Raw genomic sequence first — 17,386 nt, 5'->3', positions numbered from 1 at the left:
TAGGTTATGACATTCTCACAGGAGAGGATTATCCCAACAGACTTGCGGAACGAAATGTCCCGGTCTTATCTGGAATACGCCATGAGTGTAATTGTGGGTCGGGCACTGCCAGATGCCAGGGATGGTCTCAAACCTGTGCATCGTCGCATCCTCTACGCCATGCACGAGCTGGGTCTGACTCACGATCGCCCCTTTAAAAAATGCGCCCGTGTAGTGGGGGAAGTGCTAGGTAAATATCACCCCCACGGCGATACAGCAGTGTATGATGCCTTGGTGCGGATGGCGCAGGATTTTTCCATGCGATCGCCCTTAGTTAACGGGCATGGTAACTTTGGCTCGGTAGACAACGATCCTCCAGCGGCAATGCGATACACAGAATGCCGCTTGCAAGCGTTAACCAGTACCGCCCTACTGCAAGACATCGAATCAGAAACTGTAGATTTTGCTGATAACTTCGATGGTTCCCAGCAAGAACCGACAGTTCTGCCATCACGTATCCCCCAATTGCTGTTGAATGGGTCTTCTGGGATTGCTGTGGGGATGGCAACCAATATCCCTCCCCACAACTTGGGTGAATTGATTGATGGTTTGGTGGCACTAATTCACAATCCAGAAATCACCGACCTCCAGTTGATGCAGTATGTCCACGGGCCAGACTTTCCCACTGGGGCGCAGATTCTGGGAACGGCAGCGATTAAAGAAGCTTACACCACCGGGCGCGGTTCTATTACCATGCGCGGCGTGGCTAACATTGAAACTATCGAACAGCGAGGGCGACCGGAAAGAGAAGCAATTATCATCACCGAATTGCCCTACCAAACCAACAAAGCAGCGTTGATTGAAAAAATTGCTGAGTTGGTAAACGACAAACGCATTGAGGGAATCGCAGATATTCGGGATGAAAGCGATCGCGACGGGATGCGAATCGTCATCGAACTCAAGCGCGATGCCTATCCCCGCGTAGTGTTGAACAACCTCTACAAGCAAACCCCACTGCAAGCCAACTTTGGGGCGAATATGCTGGCGTTGGTGAATGGCGAACCCCAAATCCTTAGCCTCAAGCAATTCTTAGAAGTTTTCCTCGATTTCCGCATCGAATCCATTACCAGACGTACCCGCTACGAACTGCGGAAAGCTGAAGAACGCGACCATATTTTGCAAGGGTTATTGATTGCTTTATCACATTTGGATGCAATTATTAACTTAATTCGCCATGCTCCCGATGCACCCACAGCTAAAGGTGAGTTAATCGCAAATTACGGACTTTCGGAAGTGCAAGCCGATGCAATTTTACAGATGCAACTGCGGCGATTGACTGCCCTAGAAGCAGACAAAATTCGCCAGGAACACGAGGACTTACAAACGCAGATAGCCGACTTGCAGGATATTTTGGCACGGCGCGAGCGCATACTGGAAATCATTGAAACCGAAATCTCGCAAATCAAAACTAGCTTTGCCACACCTCGGCGGACAGTCATTACCCACGCCGAAGGGGAAATAGATGAACGCGACTTGATTGCCAATGAAAAGGCGATCATTCTGCTAACAGAGCAAGGTTACATCAAACGGATGCCAGTCAACACCTTTGAAGCCCAAAGCCGCGCCACTAGAGGCAAAGCCGCCGCCAAAGTGAAAGACGATGATACCGTTGAGCATTTCTTGACTTGCTGCGACCACGACAGTGTTTTATTCTTTAGCGATCGCGGTGTCGTCTACTGCCTGAAAGCTTATCAAATTCCAGTGGGTTCCCGTACCAGTCGCGGCACACCCATCGTACAAATGCTGCCTATTCCTAGGGAAGAAAAAATCACCTCGATTGTACCAGTTGACGAGTTTAGCAGTAACGAATATCTGGTGATGCTCACTAAAGGCGGCAACATTAAGAAAACTGAATTGGCAGCATTTAGTAACATCAGGGCCAACGGTTTGATTGCGATTTCCTTAGAAGAAGGCGACCAACTCCGCTGGGTGCGACGCGCCAGAGTAGAAGACAGCATAATCATTGGTTCTCGTCAAGGTATGGCAATTCACTTTAGATGTACCCACGAACAACTGCGTCCTTTGGGGAGGGCAACTCGTGGAGTGAAATCAATGAAGCTCAAGAATAAAGATGAATTAGTAGGGATGGATATTCTTCCCGCAGCCATTCTCGACACTTTAGATACAGTTGAAGCCGAAATCGAAGATATCGAAACAGAAGATATCGAGAATATTGAGGAATCTACAGAAGTACCAGGCAACGGTAGTGTAGGTCCTTGGGTGTTGGTGATTACCATCGGTGGCTATGGCAAGCGCGTACCAGTTGCCCAGTTCCGACTGCAAAATCGTGCCGGTCAAGGTTTAATGGCTACCAAATTCAAAAACCGCAAAACCAAAGACAAATTGGCAACCCTACGCATTGTCAATTGCGACGATGAAATTATGATGGTCACGAATCGCGGTATTATCATTCGGCAGTCCGTAAATGCGATTTCTGTACAATCGCGATCGGCAACGGGGGTGAGAGTGCAACGTCTGGACGAAGATGACGCAATCACAGGCGTGGCAATAGTTCCTCCCGATGCAGCCGATGCAGAAGAAGCAGAGTAAAAAGCTGGGGGAGATGGGCAAGCAGGGGAGGCTGGGAAAGAGATTATCCTTACTCCCCTACTTGATTGCTTTAGGCAGTGGGATAGTTATGGGGTTAACCGTAGCCCCAGTGGGCGCATGGTTCTTGGCTTGGATAGCCCTAGCCCCCCTATGGATCTTGGTTGTCACTCTCTCAAAACGCAAAAATCAATCCCCCCCTGCTCCCTCATTTTCCCCTGCTCCCCCTGCTCTCCTCTGGGGTGTTGCTTATCACGGTATCGCCCTATCCTGGATTATGGGAATTCATCCCATGGATTGGTTAGGCGTTCCTTGGTGGCCGAGTTTAGCGATCGCTCTGTTCTGCTGGGGATTCGTTAGCCTGTATGGAGGGGTATTTGTCGCCGTGTGGGCAGCGGTGATGGCGCGTCTTGCCCAGCAAAAAGCAGGGATACGTATTCTCTTTGGCACAGCCATCTGGTGTGGTTTAGAAGCACTTTGGAGTGCAGGGCCTTTGTGGTGGAGTTCCCTCGCTTACACCCAAAGTCCACACAACCTGATTATTTTACACCTAGGTCAACTCTCAGGCACTAGTACCATCACAGCTGCGATCGTCGCTTTCAATGGCTTAATTGCTGAAGGGTGGATAAACTACAAGGAAAAGAAGATTTCCTCTGCGCCTTGGTGGTTTATTAATCGATATTTAGCGATTGCCACAGGACTATTAATTACCTTACACCTTATAGGTTTAGTACTATACATACGTCCCATCGCTCAACCGCCAGCAGCAGCATTGAAAGTAGGGATTATTCAAGGTAATATTCCCAACAAAATTAAACTTGCTCCAGAAGGATTGCGTCGTGCCATTACAGGCTACACCGATGGCTATTTAAATTTAGTAAATCAAGGTGTAGATGCAGTCCTTACGCCAGAAGGAGCCATGCCTTTTTTCCAGCACGACTTGATAGGAACTCCCTTAGTCTCAGCAGTGCAGAAAAAAGGTGTAGTTGCTTGGATTGGTGCTTTTGGAAAACGGGGACGCAGCTATACAAATAGCTTATTTACTGTTATTGGTAACGGTGAAATTGTCAGTCGTTACGATAAAGCTAAGTTAGTACCTTTGGGGGAATATATTCCCTTTGAAGGAATTTTAGGTGGTATAGTTCAGCGCTTATCGCCTCTGGATGAACACCAAGTGCCAGGTTCACCAAATCAGGTTTTTAATACGCCATTTGGTCAGGCGATTATTGGTATCTGTTACGAATCGGCTTTTCCCGAACAATTCCGTCGTCAAGCTGCGGCAGGTGGGCAATTTATCCTCAGTTCTTCTAATGATGCTCATTACAGTGCGCCTATGCCATTGCAGCACCACGCCCAGGATATCATGCGAGCAATTGAAACCGATAGATGGTCAGTGCGGGCGACTAACACTGGATATTCAGCTTTTGTCGATCCTCACGGCAGAACCTTGTGGATATCTGGATATAATACCTACGAAACTCATGCCACAACCATTTATCGACAGCAAACAAAGACTTTTTACGTGCGTTGGGGTGATTGGTTGACACCTTTACTGTTAGGGTCGAGTGCTTTATGGTGGGGACTTGTAATTCGTAATTCGTAATTCGTAATTCGTAATTCGTGAGGGAGTTGCCGTCTTGGATGCTACTTCTTCACCCTATCTTTGCGTCGATCCTCAGGATAAGTATTTAAACGGACACAATATTAGGAACTTCCAAAAAATAAATTATCCAGTATTGTTTAGGGGACATCCAATAATTAAATTACTCAATTCCTGCATCCAATACCAGTATCCAATTTCTTCTCCCCCTGCTCCCCCTACTCACCCAAGCGATTGATTATTTTTTTATTTGGAAGTCCCTAGTAGGGACTGTCTTGATTGTCAAGCGATCGCTAACAAAAAAGCAAGGGTAGAAGCATTGACGCAACTGAGGAACGCTGCGCTAGATTCGGCAGTGCCTGGTATGGGCATCAAGACTTGTGGCGACTGTCGTCCCTCTGCCTTTCTTTTGTAAACTGTTGGAATTGATTGATAAAGTTAAGCTACGCAAAGTTAAAAACATTGACCTATGCCTGCGTTTTTATTAGAAGTTGGTACAGAAGAACTACCTGCAAGCTTTCTCAGTGATGCTTTAGTGCAGTGGCGATCGCGCATTCCCCAAAGTCTAGCAGCTAACAGCCTCACAAGCACATCTGTAAAAGTTTACGGTACTCCCCGGCGCTTGGCAATACTGATCGAAGGTCTACCATCGCAGCAACCAGACCGCGAAGAGGAAATTAAAGGCCCGCCCGCCCAAGCAGCTTTTAAAGATGGCAAACCAACACCAGCGGCAGCAGGCTTTGCCAAAAAGCAAGGAGTGGAAATCGAGGCCCTAGAAGTTCGCCCTACAGATAAAGGTGATTTTGTCTTTGTGCAAAAAAGAATTCCCGGTCGTCCTGTGGCGGAAATTTTCACAGAACTTGTGCCGCAATGGATTTCAGGATTAGAAGGTAAGCGTTTGATGCGCTGGGGTGACGGGGATGTGAGGTTTTCCCGACCCATCCGTTGGCTGGTGGCTTTGTTAGATGAGGCAGTAATGCCGATTGAATTAGTTAATGGTTCGGAAACAATTAAAAGCGATCGCATTTCTCACGGTCATCGCGTCTTGCATCCCGAACCAGTAATCATTAATTATGCCACCGATTATGTTACTACACTACGCTCTGCCTATGTAACAGTCGATCCTGAAGAACGGGCAAACATTATTAAACAGCAAGTGCAATTAGCAGCGCAAGAGTTAGGTGGTCATACAGTACTTTATCCCGATTTATTAGAAGAAGTTACCAATCTTGTAGAATATCCTTCAGCTGTGATCGGCAAATTTGAACCAGAGTTTTTGCAATTACCAACTGAGGTAATTACTGAAGTTATGGTTACTCACCAGCGTTATTTTCCTGTATTTAGAGAAGGTAGTTTACAGGAAAAACTATTGCCTAATTTCATCACTGTTTCTAATGGCGATCCCACAAAATCAGAAAATATTGCCGTTGGTAATGAAAGAGTGATCCGCGCCAGATTGGCAGATGGACAGTTTTTCTACAAAACTGATTTAGCCAAGCCTTTAGAAAGCTTTTTACCCCAGTTAGAAAAAGTTACATTCCAAGAAGAGTTAGGTTCAGTACGCGCCAAAGTAGATAGAGTCATCAAGATTGCCGATCGACTTGTATCTCAACTCAAATTGGAGGAAAATCAAAGCCAAAAAATCCAACGTGCTGCTTTATTAAGTAAAGCAGATTTGGTCAGCCAAATGGTCTATGAGTTTCCTGAGTTACAAGGCATAATGGGGGAAAAATATGCTTTAGCTAGTGGCGAAGATGCCGAAGTTGCAAAGGCAATTTTTCAACATTATTTGCCAACAGGATCTGGCGATCGATTACCTGAAACACTCACAGGACAAATTGTTAGTTTAGCAGATAGATTAGATACTTTAGTGAGTATCTTTGGCTTAGGTTTAATTCCCTCTGGCTCCTCCGATCCCTTTGCCTTGCGTCGTGCTGCCAATGCCATAGTTAAGATTACTTGGTTTTATGATTTACCAATCAATTTAGATAATTTATTGGAGCAAATAGCAACAGACTTTGCAGCAGCTTACAACAAAGACCAGGCACAATTAACCACAGCACTGCAAGAATTTTTCCTGCAACGCATTCGTACACTGTTGCAAGAAGAAAAGCAGATTGACTACGACCTTGTAAACGCCGTTTTGGGAGAAAATGACCCAGAATATACAGAACGGGCGTTAAAAGATTTATTGGATGTCCGCGATCGCGCTGTATATCTCCAACAAATCCGCGATAATGGCACTCTAGATAAAATCTATGAAACCGTCAATCGTTCCACAAGGTTAGCAGCACAAGGTGATTTAGATACTAAACAGCTAGAACCAACAGTTGTAGTTGACAAAGAACTCTTCCAAAAGCCTTCCGAGGCAGATTTCTACAATGCCATAGTTGATTTAGTGCCGCAAACGCAAACAGCCCAAGAGTCACGAAATTATCAATTGTTAGTAACAGCGCTAGAAAAAATTGCTCCTACCGTGAGTAACTTTTTTGATGGTCCCGATAGCGTTTTAGTCATGGACTCTGACCCCCAAATCAAGCGCAATCGTTTACATTTGCTGGGATTATTGCGGAATCATGCTCGTGTATTGGCTGATTTTGGAGCGATCGTCAAAAATCTGTAGCGTAAAGCAACAAAGGGTGGTGTAATTTTTGCCGAGAAACGCTAGTATAGGGAGTGCTTAACCAGGGTACTCTGCTACAGTCTATGTCCAAAGCCCATGTGATTGGATTGGGAAAGTCCGGTGTTGCTGCGGCGAGATTGTTGAAACGGGAAGGTTGGGAGGTGGAGCTAAGCGACTCCGCTAGCGCGGACAGCCTCGCTTCACGCAACACCTCCGAAACCCTCCTCAAACAACAACAAGAACTTGCTGACGAACAAATAACTTTGAAACTGGGATACTCCCTAGAATTAAATGCAAATAATTTACCTGATTTAATTATTGTTAGTCCTGGTGTCCCTTGGGATATTCCTGTGTTAGTTAAAGCACGAGAATTAGGCATTGAAACCATTGGGGAAATGGAACTCGCTTGGCGACACTTGCAAACTTTACCTTGGGTCGGAATCACTGGCACTAACGGCAAAACTACAACCACTGCTTTAATTGCCGCAATTTTTCAAGCAGCCGGGTTAAATGCCCCAGCCTGCGGGAATATTGGGTATGCAGCTTGTGAAGTTGCACTGTCTGAGATGGGCAGAGAGGCAGAGGGGCAGAGGGGCAGAGGGGCAGAGGAGAAATCTAATAACTCTGAACTCCTAACTCCTAACTCTTGTACAGACGCGATTAATCGCGTCTGTACTCAGCATTCTTCAATCGATTGGGTGATTGCGGAAATTAGTAGCTATCAAATTGAATCTTCTGTATCGCTTGCTCCTCGCATTGGTGTTTGGACGACTTTCACACCAGATCACCTAGCGCGCCACAAGAATTTAGAAAACTACTACGACATTAAAGCCAAGCTATTGCGGCGATCGCATCTACAAGTATTTAATGGCGACGATCCCTATTTGCACAAAGTAGGTTTAAGTCATTGGCCTGATGCCTATTGGACAAGTGTTAAAGGCAAAGATTTTTTAATTGGCGAAAAAGGCTTTTATATTGAAGATGGTTGGGTTGTAGAATTGCAGAACTCTACACCAGAAAGAATTGTAGAAGCCTCTGCTTTGCGAATGGTGGGCGAACATAACCTGCAAAATTTGCTGATGGCGGTAGCTACGGCGCGGTTAGCAGGAATTGAACGCGATGCTATTGATACTGCGATTCGGGAATTTCCTGGGGTTGCCCACCGTTTGGAACATATCTGCACTTGGGAAGGCATTGACTTTATTAACGACAGCAAAGCTACTAATTATGATGCTGCGGAAGTGGGGTTAGCCTCGGTGAAAAGTCCAGCAATTTTGATTGCCGGTGGAGAGGCAAAACCCGGTGATGATGCAGGCTGGTTAGCACAAATTCAAGCTAAAACCGCTGCGGTATTATTGATTGGCAGTGCTGCACCGATGTTTGCCCAACGCTTGCAAGAGGTGGGTTATTCTGATTATGAAATCATGGAAACGATGGAAAAGGCAGTTAAGCGATCGGCGGAATTAGCCAAACAGTATCAAGCGCCTGTAGTGTTGTTATCTCCTGCTTGTGCAAGTTTCGATCAATATCCAAACTTTGAAGTCAGAGGCGACGATTTTCGTAAGTTGTGTCTTGCTTGGGTAGGTAGTTAAGTATCTGAAGAAGGGGAGCCAAACTCTTTTGTAAGGGTAAGAATTGTTTGATAATTCTTAATAGAATTAGCTCCCCCTACTTTCCCACCTTCCGTAGCCGCTCCAGCTTGTCTATAAGTTGTAAAACTATATAATTGTTCTCTTTATCTTTGATTTTAATTAATAACACGTCCAGCTAAACACTTGTGATTGCTACTCTTCTCGTGTCGGAGACGCTGCGCGAACGAGAACGCCTTTAGCGAACGCTTCACTTCGTTATGCTCGCAATGACGTTTTATAAGTAATTTAACGAACATATCATAACACCATATTTCGTAATAGTTGATGAATTAGACTTAAATAATCATCTATTTATACTCATATTATTCTCTTGCTTTAGACAAAGCAAGAGAACTTTCAGGGCAAACGCACGTAAAACCTGAAACCCTTGCGTTACAAGGATATTGATGAAAAAAGAGACTAAATTATAAAACGCCCAAACCCTTGCTATTAAAGGATTCTTATACTTTAGATGCGTTTGCCCTGAGAGAACTTTATTTTTGTTGATTATACTCTAATCGTCTGCAAATACTCTGACCTGAAAGACAGCAACTGGAATAAACTCAGTAATTTTTCAGAAGTCATTGATAGCTATTTTTTGTCAAGATTAAAGTCTTCCCTTCCCCCAAAAAGATATATATTTTTTTTGAAGATCTAAAGTCAAACTTGTTAAATTAAAAAACTTCTTAAATTGACATAGATCAGAGATTAATCATCTCTTATTTTTTTACTATATACAAACAACTCCAATACAGTGATTTTTGACTGTCATCCATTTTTGCTAATTAGAATAACAGCAAGTTTAGAAAGTAATTTAATAATTAAAGTAAATAATGAAGAAGTTTAACTCCACCAAAACTAAAGCTTTCCCATTACAGCTTGTTCTCATTATTCCGTTTGTTTTACAAATCTTTGGAGCAGTGAGTTTAGTTGGTTATCTGTCATTTAAAAATGGGCAGAAAGCTGTGAACGACCTAGCAGACCAGTTAATGGCTCGAACCAGCACGATGGTGGATCAATACCTGCAATCCTATCTATCTATTCCTCACAAGGTGAATCAGATTAATGCTGATGCCATTGGAATGGGATTATTGAATGTGCGCGATCGCAAAACTATTGGCAAATATTTTTGGAAACAAATGCAGGCATATGATTTGTCTTATATCGGCATCGGACTCAGCACAGGTGAAGCGGCAGGAGCCGGACGTTATGATGGCAAAACTCTCACAATCGATGATTGCAGTGCGAAACCTCCAAAAAATTGCTACACGTATGCCACCGATCGCAAAGGCGATCGCACCCGTGTTACTACTATTTATGATTGGGACAACTTCAGTATGTCCTGGTATACAGGACCAATAAAAGCGGGTAGACCTATCTGGTCGCAAATTTATACCTTGAATTATCCCAATCATCCATACATCGCTGCTTCCGCCGGTCGCCCCATTTATGACGTGCAGAATAGATTGCTAGGGATAGTCGCCACAGATATCCATTTGTTGAAGTTGAGCGAGTTTTTACGACGTTTGGATGTCAGTCGCACTGGACAAGTTTTTATTTTAGAGCGCAATGGGATGTTGATTGCGAACTCTAACCCTCAGCAACCATTTACCCTAGTTAAGGAAAACATTCAGCGGTTGAAAGCTACAGATAGTCCCGATCCCCTAATTCAGGACATCACCCAACAGATTCAGCAACAATTCAATGGGTTCCAATCTATTAGCGAACCCACAAAGCTGCAACTGAAATGGCAAGGAGAACCAAATTTTGTGTATATCTCACCTTGGCGCGACCAATATGGATTGGATTGGCTAGTAGTGGTGAGTGTGCCCGAACACACTTTTATGACACAAATCAACGCCAACACTAGCACTACTATTTTGCTCTGTCTGGGAGCATTGACTGTGGCAATCCTGATGGGATATCTGACCTCCCATTTGATTACACAGCCGATTGTGCGATTGAATCGGGCAAGTCAAGCAATGGCAGCTGGCAACTTAAACCAAGTAGTAGATGTGAGCAATATCCAAGAACTCAACATACTAGCTCACTCTTTTAACTACATGGCAGGGCAATTGGGCGAATTCTTTAGCGCCCTAGAAAATAGTAAGGCGGAACTAGAAGACCGAGTCGAAGAACGCACAGCCGAACTCAAAATCACATTAAGTGAGTTGCAGCGTACCCAAGCACAAGTAGTCCAGAGTGAAAAAATGTCTAGTCTCGGTCAATTGGTAGCTGGGGTAGCGCATGAAATCAACAACCCAGTGAACTTTATTCACGGCAACATTGCTCACCTGAACGAATACACTCAAGATTTGTTGCGGATGATCTATCTCTATCAGCAACGCCATTCTAGTTACGATCCAGAAATTCAAGCATTTGCAGAGGAAATCGATCTAGAATTCCTTATTGAGGATTTACAGAAAATGCTGTCTTCGATGAGAATGGGGACCGAACGGATTCGCAACATTGTGTTATCACTACGAAACTTTTCCCGCATAGATGAAGCTGAATTTAAAGCAGTTGATATTCATGAGGGAATTGAAAGTACACTCTTGATTCTGCAACATCGGCTCAAAGCAAAATCAGATCGTCCAGCAATTGAAATAATTAGAGATTATGGCAATTTGCCTCAAACAGAATGCTATGCCGGACAACTCAATCAAGTCTTCATGAATATTCTAGTAAATGCAATGGATGCCTTAGATGAAGTAAATGCCCAACGTACCTGTGAAGAGATAAAAGAAAATCCTGCTCAAATTACTATTCGTACTTTAGTTAGTGATTCGCAGTGGATAGAAATTGCGATCGCTGATAACGGACTGGGAATACCAGAACAGGTTCAAAATCGAATATTCGATCCTTTCTTTACTACCAAACCTGTGGGCAAAGGTACGGGTATGGGTATGGCCATCAGCTATCAAATTATTGTCGAAAAACATGGTGGCAAATTGGATTGTTTTTCTACTTTTGATAAAGGAACTGAGTTTATAATTCAACTGCCTATCCGACAACAAGTTTTTAAAGTAGCCTAATGGTTTAACTTTAGTATTTAACCTACTGGCTCACCTTAAGATTTAGATTATAAATAAAGTTTAAAATAGCTTTTCGTAACAGAAGGAGCGACAGAATAATAGATTGTTTGAAATACCCTGTTTTGTCGAGTGAAAAGTCTGAGTAGAGGTGTGTTCCGCTCAGAACTTTTCAAAACAAAAGGAGATGAGGAGAGGTCAAAATCCACTCGTCAAACTCACATTAACTAAATACGGCTACGTACAAATTTATCCAACCTATCCAAGCCTTTTTCAATTGTTGCCAAATCGGTGGCGTAGGAAAGGCGAATGTTGTCATCAGCGCCAAAAGCAATTCCGGGAATTACTGCAACTTGATGTTCTTCTAACAGCGCGTCGCAAAATTCTAAGGATTTCAGACCTGTTTTGCTGATATCAGGGAACAGATAAAAAGCGCCATCTGGTTTAGGGCAACTGAGTCCGGGAATGGCGTTGATTCTGTCTAACATTACTTGTCGCCGTTTGGCGAAAGCTTGCCGCATCTCTTCTACACAGTCTTGAGAACCTTCCAAAGCCGCGATCGCACCATACTGGGCAAAGGTACAAACGTTAGATGTACTATGTCCTTGAATGGAACTTGCTGCTTTAATAATCTCCACTGGTCCCGCTAAATAACCGATTCGCCACCCTGTCATCGAGTAAGCTTTGGCAAAACCGTTGCTAATTAAGGTGCGGTCAAAAATTTCCTTGCCTAGGGAACCGATGCTGATATGTTCTGCACCGTCGTAGAGAATCTTTTCGTAAATTTCGTCGGAAACAACAAAGATATCTGCATCAACTATTACCTCAGCCAGTGCTTTAATTTCATCTGGCGTGTAAACCATCCCTGTGGGATTAGATGGGGAGTTGAGGATAAATAACTTTGTTTTCGGTGTAATTGCTTGACGCAGTTGTTCGGGAGTAATTTTATAACCCGTCGAAGCATTTGTGGGCACGATCTTCGATACCCCACCGACCAAAGTCACCATTTCCGGATAACTTAGCCAATAGGGAGCGGGGATAATGACTTCATCACCCGGATCGATTAACGCCACTACCAAGTCGTATAGGGAATGCTTACCGCCATTGGTGACGATGACATTCTCTGGTTTGTAATCAAGACCGTTATCAGTTTTAAGCTTGCGGGCGATCGCTTCCCTTAACTTTGGTTCTCCAGCGGCTGGGCCATACTTGGTTTTGCCTTCGTCCAAAGCTTTCGCTGCTGCGGCTTTGATATGCGCTGGAGTGTCAAAATCTGGTTCTCCAGCGCTAAAACTACAAACATCTATTCCTTCTGCCTTCAGTGCCTTAGCTTTAGCTGCGATCGCTAAGGTCAACGAAGGTGTTACCTGACTCACTCTTGCTGCCAGTTTCATTCTTACTTTCTTCGGCAAATCTCTCATTCATTTTAGGATATCCCAGAATCTCTACTGAGATTTGCCTTTTAAGAATTCCTTAGCTGCCTTATCAGAAGGCAGAAGGGAAATCTCATAAATAAATTCAGGGGTTTCAATAAATGACGAGAGCGGCAGTGTATGCATAATTTGAGGCAAGAGTACTTATAATGTCACAGTTACTTGATATACCTGATAAATAAGTGCTAGGTATTCCCAAAACAAAGCTTTTGTATTCATGCCAAGAGTAATTACAGCAGTTTAGGCACAGCAAAAACACTGAAAATAATAACAAATGATATTTGAAGGAAACTGCTAAATTGAAAGCTTATTAATGTTTTTGGAATTATAGAGCAGCTTAAACATATATTTAGCCAATATAGCCGAGTTGTTTAATTAAAACTCGTGTGTTTAGATGTTTGAAAGTTTACTACCAGCAAAGGTTGGGCTTAGTCATAAGTAATGATCCGAACAAAAATCTCTGATATCACTTTAGGTACTCTTTTTCTTACCAGTGGAATGCTGGGCATTTCTACACCAAGTCAAAGTTATACACCAAAGCAATCGCATACATCAAGTTACGGTCGTCAGATTGCACAATCTGCGATTAATACTGCTACCTTAGAAGATGCAGTTTTCCAAAAAATTAATAGCTATAGAGCTTCGCAAAACCTACCATCACTGATGCGTAATTCTGCCATCAATACTCAAGCAAGAAATCATAGCCAAAATATGGCCAGCGGTAGGGTTCGATTTGGGCATGACGGATTTATACAGCGAGTTCAAGCTACCCGTCTTCTCTACATATCAGCTGCTGAAAATGTGGCTTTCAATCAGGGATATCAAGACCCCGCCAAGAAAGCTGTCGAAGGGTGGCTTAATAGTCCAGGACATCTCAAGAACATTAAAGGACAATACAATTTAACTGGAATTGGCGTTGCTAGCAATAGCAAAGGCGAAGTCTACTTCACGCAAATTTTCATTCGCGTTTAGGTTCCAAAAAATTGAATTTTTTTAATTAAAAATTAAAAATTATAGTATCCATAGCATTTGCCTAGAGGATACTATTTTTTGGCAAGCACTTCCTGGGGAGTGATTTCGGCATATTGTTCTGGAGTTAAAAAACCATCTCTGACATTTACCTTCTTAGGTATAAGTCCTAAACTGTACCATTTATTAGCAACTTCCTGTTGTTTGTTAATGATTTGTTCAGTAATTGGTATGAGCGTGAAATCATACTTACTGTGCATAATCTCTAATGTAGGTGGATTGAGTTGAGTAGCTTGAGCAAGTAATTGTGCAATTTCTTTAGGGTTATTCTTCGACCATTTTTGGGCTTTTTGCAGTTCTTCTAGAAATATTTTGATCGCCTCTGGATTTTCTTGATAAAATTTGCGGTTTGTCGAGTAAAAGTTATTAGTATCTCGTAAACCATTACCACCATCTAGCAAGACTCGTCCAACTTTCTGCTGTACATTTCTAGTGACAAATGGCTCCCAGATAAACCAAGCATCTACTTTACGTTGACTAAATGCCACATTTGCATCTGGAGGAGGTAAGGAAACTGACTCTACATCAGTGAGTTTTAGACCTTCTTTTTCTAAAGCTCTAACTAGAAGATAATGACCAATTGATGCTTTTTGAAAAGCGACTTTTTTACCTTTCAAATCTCTAGCAGTTTTAATAGTAGAGTTAGCAGGAACTAAAAGCGAAACTGCTTTACCATCGGAAGAATTAGCGGCCAAGTATACAAGAGGTGTCCCAGCTGCTTGGGAAAAAATGGGAGGCGACTCAGCTGTTGAAGCAATATCAAGTGCGCCTGCATTCAAGGCTTCAAGTTGCTGAGGCCCGGCAGCGAATTCAGGCCACTCTACCTTGTAACCTAGAGGTTCTAATCGTTTTTCTAAAAGATGTTTTTGTTCAAGAACAGCTAGAGCTGTAAGTTGTTTAGAACGGACAATCCTGATTACTTTATTAGTAGTATTTTTACTAGCTACATTAGATGAAGCTGATTGTTGCTGAGTATTATTTGGTGAAGGGCTGCAACTAAAAAGTGTAGTAGATAATACTAGGCTATAGCCAAAAGCAAACAATGCGCGGCGACGAGTCATACGTCGGCATTTCCAAAATTCAAATCTATTTTTAAAATATTGCATCAATCGGTTCACCTTTTACTATCAATTAGTGTCAAAATTCTAAATTAAATAATGTAGCAATACTAACCCAGTCTTTAAACTCTTCTTTAACTAATAGTTGCAACCAAACATATCATTTTCCTGACGATGAGTATGGATGAGGAAATGGGAATTAGGAAACAACATAGTGAAAGTTAGGAGCAATTGCGACGCAAAGAGGCATAGTTTACCCAATCCCCAAGATTCAATCCTTAGCATTGCTAATTGAAAATATGCACTACCTGGCAAATACTTTCACCAAATAATTACCCTAGTAATGGCAAGATTTAAGTTATTTGCACAAATTACTGTAAGTCGGTAGGCTTTAAGTAGTTTTTGATAATATAGCAGTGTCGCATGGTTAACCGCAAAAGGCAAGTGCATTTTGTAAAAAAATTCAAAACTAAACCTGATGCACAGATTTCACCAAAAAAGTTCTAAGTGAGGAGGTTTGATGAACGCGTTCATCTTTGGTTTGACATCAGTTCAGATAAACTTCTTCTGATTCCCAAAGCTACCGCTACGTGATGAAATATAACTTAACAAAGTCATGAAATATTGATATTGTTCCATTATAGGAAAATGTACTCATAGTATTTTTGAAACTAATAAGTTAATCCAATAATAGATAAAGCTATAATGTTTACTAGATAGGGCTTTTACGCTTTATGAACCAGAAAACAAAAGTGCTGCATCCCTCAACTGTTTTTCTATTTGGCAGATGAAAAAATCAAGCGAACCGACAGTAAATTCTTGATACTAAGGAATATTTTACTTCCATGAAGTAATTCTCTATAACTAACAGAAGAGTCTTAAGTCTTAATTGATAAGGATTTTAGCCAATTAGAGCCTTATCAAATATTTAAAAGCTGCTTAATTTACGTCAAGTAGATAGATTTAGTGTTCTTCAAATTGTCGAAATTCTAGAAACTATTGATTTTCCAAAAATAAAGTTTTACCTTGCTATTTAGTCCGCCATACTACCAACTGCGAAAACTAGGAGACTATTTATTATGATGACGACTGAATCCATACTCACCGAAATGGAAGCTTGTAAACAAATCTGCATTGAATGCCAAACCACTTGTATTGATACTCTCAAATACTGCAAGACTCAGGGTGGTAAATACATGGATATGACTATGATGTCCATGATGCGCGACTGTGCAGAAATGTGCATGATGTGCGTCAACATGATTAATGACGGTTCTGAGTTTATGGGAAATACCTGTAGTTTGTGCGCCCAAATTTGCGATCGCACCGCCATAGCTTGCGAACAGATGAGTAACGATGCCACAATGATGCTCTGTGCCGCTATTTGCCGCAAGTGTGCTGAATTCTGCAATAAGATGGGACTAAATTCTGCTTGCTATTTCCGCAGATCGAGTCTGGTGACAGAAGATGCACTACTATCTAGCTGATTTATCCCCAAGATTGAGTTGCGTAATTTATGGCAGATTGATAGTTCTACCGAAATCAGTAAATTGCCACCCATAAATCTTCCTGGGTGGCAAAAACTTAAGAAAACATGAAGCCAAAAGTATAGTAAAAGTCAATAAAATTCTTTTAACTTTTGCTTACCAAATGCGATGCTAAGCAGCAACAGGAGTAGCGAATCTAGAATATCGCTCTATATAAAATTCCTTGCTATTAGCGATCGCCACCACAGAGTCGCGTTGTTTTAAAGCATGTTTCCACTGACGCAGACGAGTAAATTCCTCTGGTAGCGCAAAGCCTCGATAGTGCTTCAGTGCAGGCCAACGCTCAAACCAGGGGTAAAAAGTAAAATCAACCAAACTGATGGCATCGCCAAACCAGTAAGGGCCTTCTCCTGATAACTTTCCTAAAGCTTCATTTTCGATAAATTGCAGATGTTTGTATAGTTCCTGTTTGGCTGCTTCTTGCTGTTGGATATCGGGACTACGCAAGAGAGCAGAAAAAGCTGGAACGAATCTAGTATTGGCAAAATCAATCCAGATGCGAGCCTGGGCTTTAGCAATGGGACTGCTGGGCAAAAGAGGCGGATTAGGAAATACCTCATTGAGATATTCATTAATTACTGCCGATTCCCAAACTCGACGATCGCCATGTGCGATCGCAGGTACTTTTCCATAGGGAGAAATATCTGTAAATCCCTCCGGCTTGTTCTGCAAATCAATCTCAATCAAGTCAAAGTCGATGCCTTTTTCTTGAAGCACTAAGCGCGAACGGTGAGCATAAGGGCAAACAACCGCACTATATATCTTTATTTCAGCCATGTTGATGTTCCTCTATCAATAGGATTGGTTTATTAGCAAAAGTACAAATCAAAAACCTCCTGCCTTCTAC

General features: G+C 42.5%; 11 protein-coding genes. 8 read left to right on the top strand and 3 right to left on the bottom strand.

Annotated features, from left to right (window positions below):
* Positions 1-6: 6 nt before the first annotated feature.
* The 6 genes from gyrA to RMY31_RS27085 all read left to right on the top strand — a co-directional run bounded on the left by gyrA (position 7) and on the right by RMY31_RS27085 (position 11,475).
* Complete coding sequence (gene gyrA, locus RMY31_RS27110) at positions 7-2,589, top strand: DNA gyrase subunit A (RefSeq protein ID WP_322660973.1); 2,583 nt, start codon at positions 7-9, stop codon at positions 2,587-2,589.
* Positions 2,570-4,189 carry an apolipoprotein N-acyltransferase gene (gene lnt, locus RMY31_RS27105; protein ID WP_322660971.1) on the top strand — a complete coding sequence of 540 codons (1,620 nt, stop codon included), beginning with the start codon at positions 2,570-2,572 and terminating at the stop codon, positions 4,187-4,189. The genes gyrA and lnt overlap by 20 nt, the downstream gene beginning before the upstream one ends.
* A 247-nt stretch (positions 4,190-4,436) precedes the next feature.
* Entirely contained in the window at positions 4,437-4,601 is a 165-nt protein-coding gene (locus RMY31_RS27100; protein ID WP_409878571.1) for a hypothetical protein, read from the top strand.
* Positions 4,602-4,655: 54 nt separating this feature from the next.
* Entirely contained in the window at positions 4,656-6,809 is a 2,154-nt protein-coding gene (gene glyS, locus RMY31_RS27095) for a glycine--tRNA ligase subunit beta (RefSeq protein WP_322660969.1), read from the top strand.
* Between the two features lie 83 nt (positions 6,810-6,892).
* Positions 6,893-8,401: a UDP-N-acetylmuramoyl-L-alanine--D-glutamate ligase gene (gene murD, locus RMY31_RS27090; RefSeq protein WP_322660967.1), complete on the top strand. Its 1,509-nt coding sequence runs from the start codon at positions 6,893-6,895 to the stop codon at positions 8,399-8,401.
* A gap of 872 nt (positions 8,402-9,273) precedes the next feature.
* Positions 9,274-11,475, top strand: coding sequence for an ATP-binding protein (locus RMY31_RS27085; RefSeq protein ID WP_322660965.1), 2,202 nt, complete (start codon positions 9,274-9,276; stop codon positions 11,473-11,475).
* A gap of 224 nt (positions 11,476-11,699) precedes the next feature.
* On the opposite strand, the gene RMY31_RS27080 is transcribed toward RMY31_RS27085, so the two are convergent.
* Positions 11,700-12,866 (bottom strand): pyridoxal phosphate-dependent aminotransferase, encoded by a 1,167-nt coding sequence (locus RMY31_RS27080; protein ID WP_322660964.1) that lies wholly within the window; start codon positions 12,864-12,866, stop codon positions 11,700-11,702.
* Between the two features lie 480 nt (positions 12,867-13,346).
* Between RMY31_RS27080 and RMY31_RS27075 the strand changes: the two genes are divergently transcribed.
* Positions 13,347-13,877, top strand: a complete 531-nt coding sequence (locus RMY31_RS27075) for a CAP domain-containing protein (RefSeq protein ID WP_322660962.1) — start codon at positions 13,347-13,349, stop codon at positions 13,875-13,877.
* A gap of 71 nt (positions 13,878-13,948) precedes the next feature.
* Here RMY31_RS27075 and RMY31_RS27070 read toward each other — a convergent pair whose 3' ends face one another.
* Positions 13,949-14,995, bottom strand: coding sequence for an aliphatic sulfonate ABC transporter substrate-binding protein (locus RMY31_RS27070; RefSeq protein ID WP_409878567.1), 1,047 nt, complete (start codon positions 14,993-14,995; stop codon positions 13,949-13,951).
* A 1,079-nt stretch (positions 14,996-16,074) separates the two neighbouring features.
* Here RMY31_RS27070 and RMY31_RS27065 point away from each other — a divergent pair.
* The gene (locus RMY31_RS27065) at positions 16,075-16,479 is read left to right on the top strand and encodes a four-helix bundle copper-binding protein (RefSeq protein WP_322661033.1); all 405 of its coding nucleotides are present in this window, start codon (positions 16,075-16,077) and stop codon (positions 16,477-16,479) included.
* 171 nt (positions 16,480-16,650) lie between these two features.
* Here RMY31_RS27065 and RMY31_RS27060 read toward each other — a convergent pair whose 3' ends face one another.
* Positions 16,651-17,316: a glutathione S-transferase family protein gene (locus RMY31_RS27060; RefSeq protein WP_322660958.1), complete on the bottom strand. Its 666-nt coding sequence runs from the start codon at positions 17,314-17,316 to the stop codon at positions 16,651-16,653.
* Positions 17,317-17,386: the final 70 nt, after the last annotated feature.

The sequence above is a fragment of the Dendronalium sp. ChiSLP03b genome, assembly GCF_034531165.2.
Classification (GTDB): Bacteria; Cyanobacteriota; Cyanobacteriia; order Cyanobacteriales; family Nostocaceae; genus Dendronalium; species Dendronalium minutum.
Note: the sequence above shows the minus strand (reverse complement) of the source record. Positions and strands in the feature narration are given on the sequence as shown.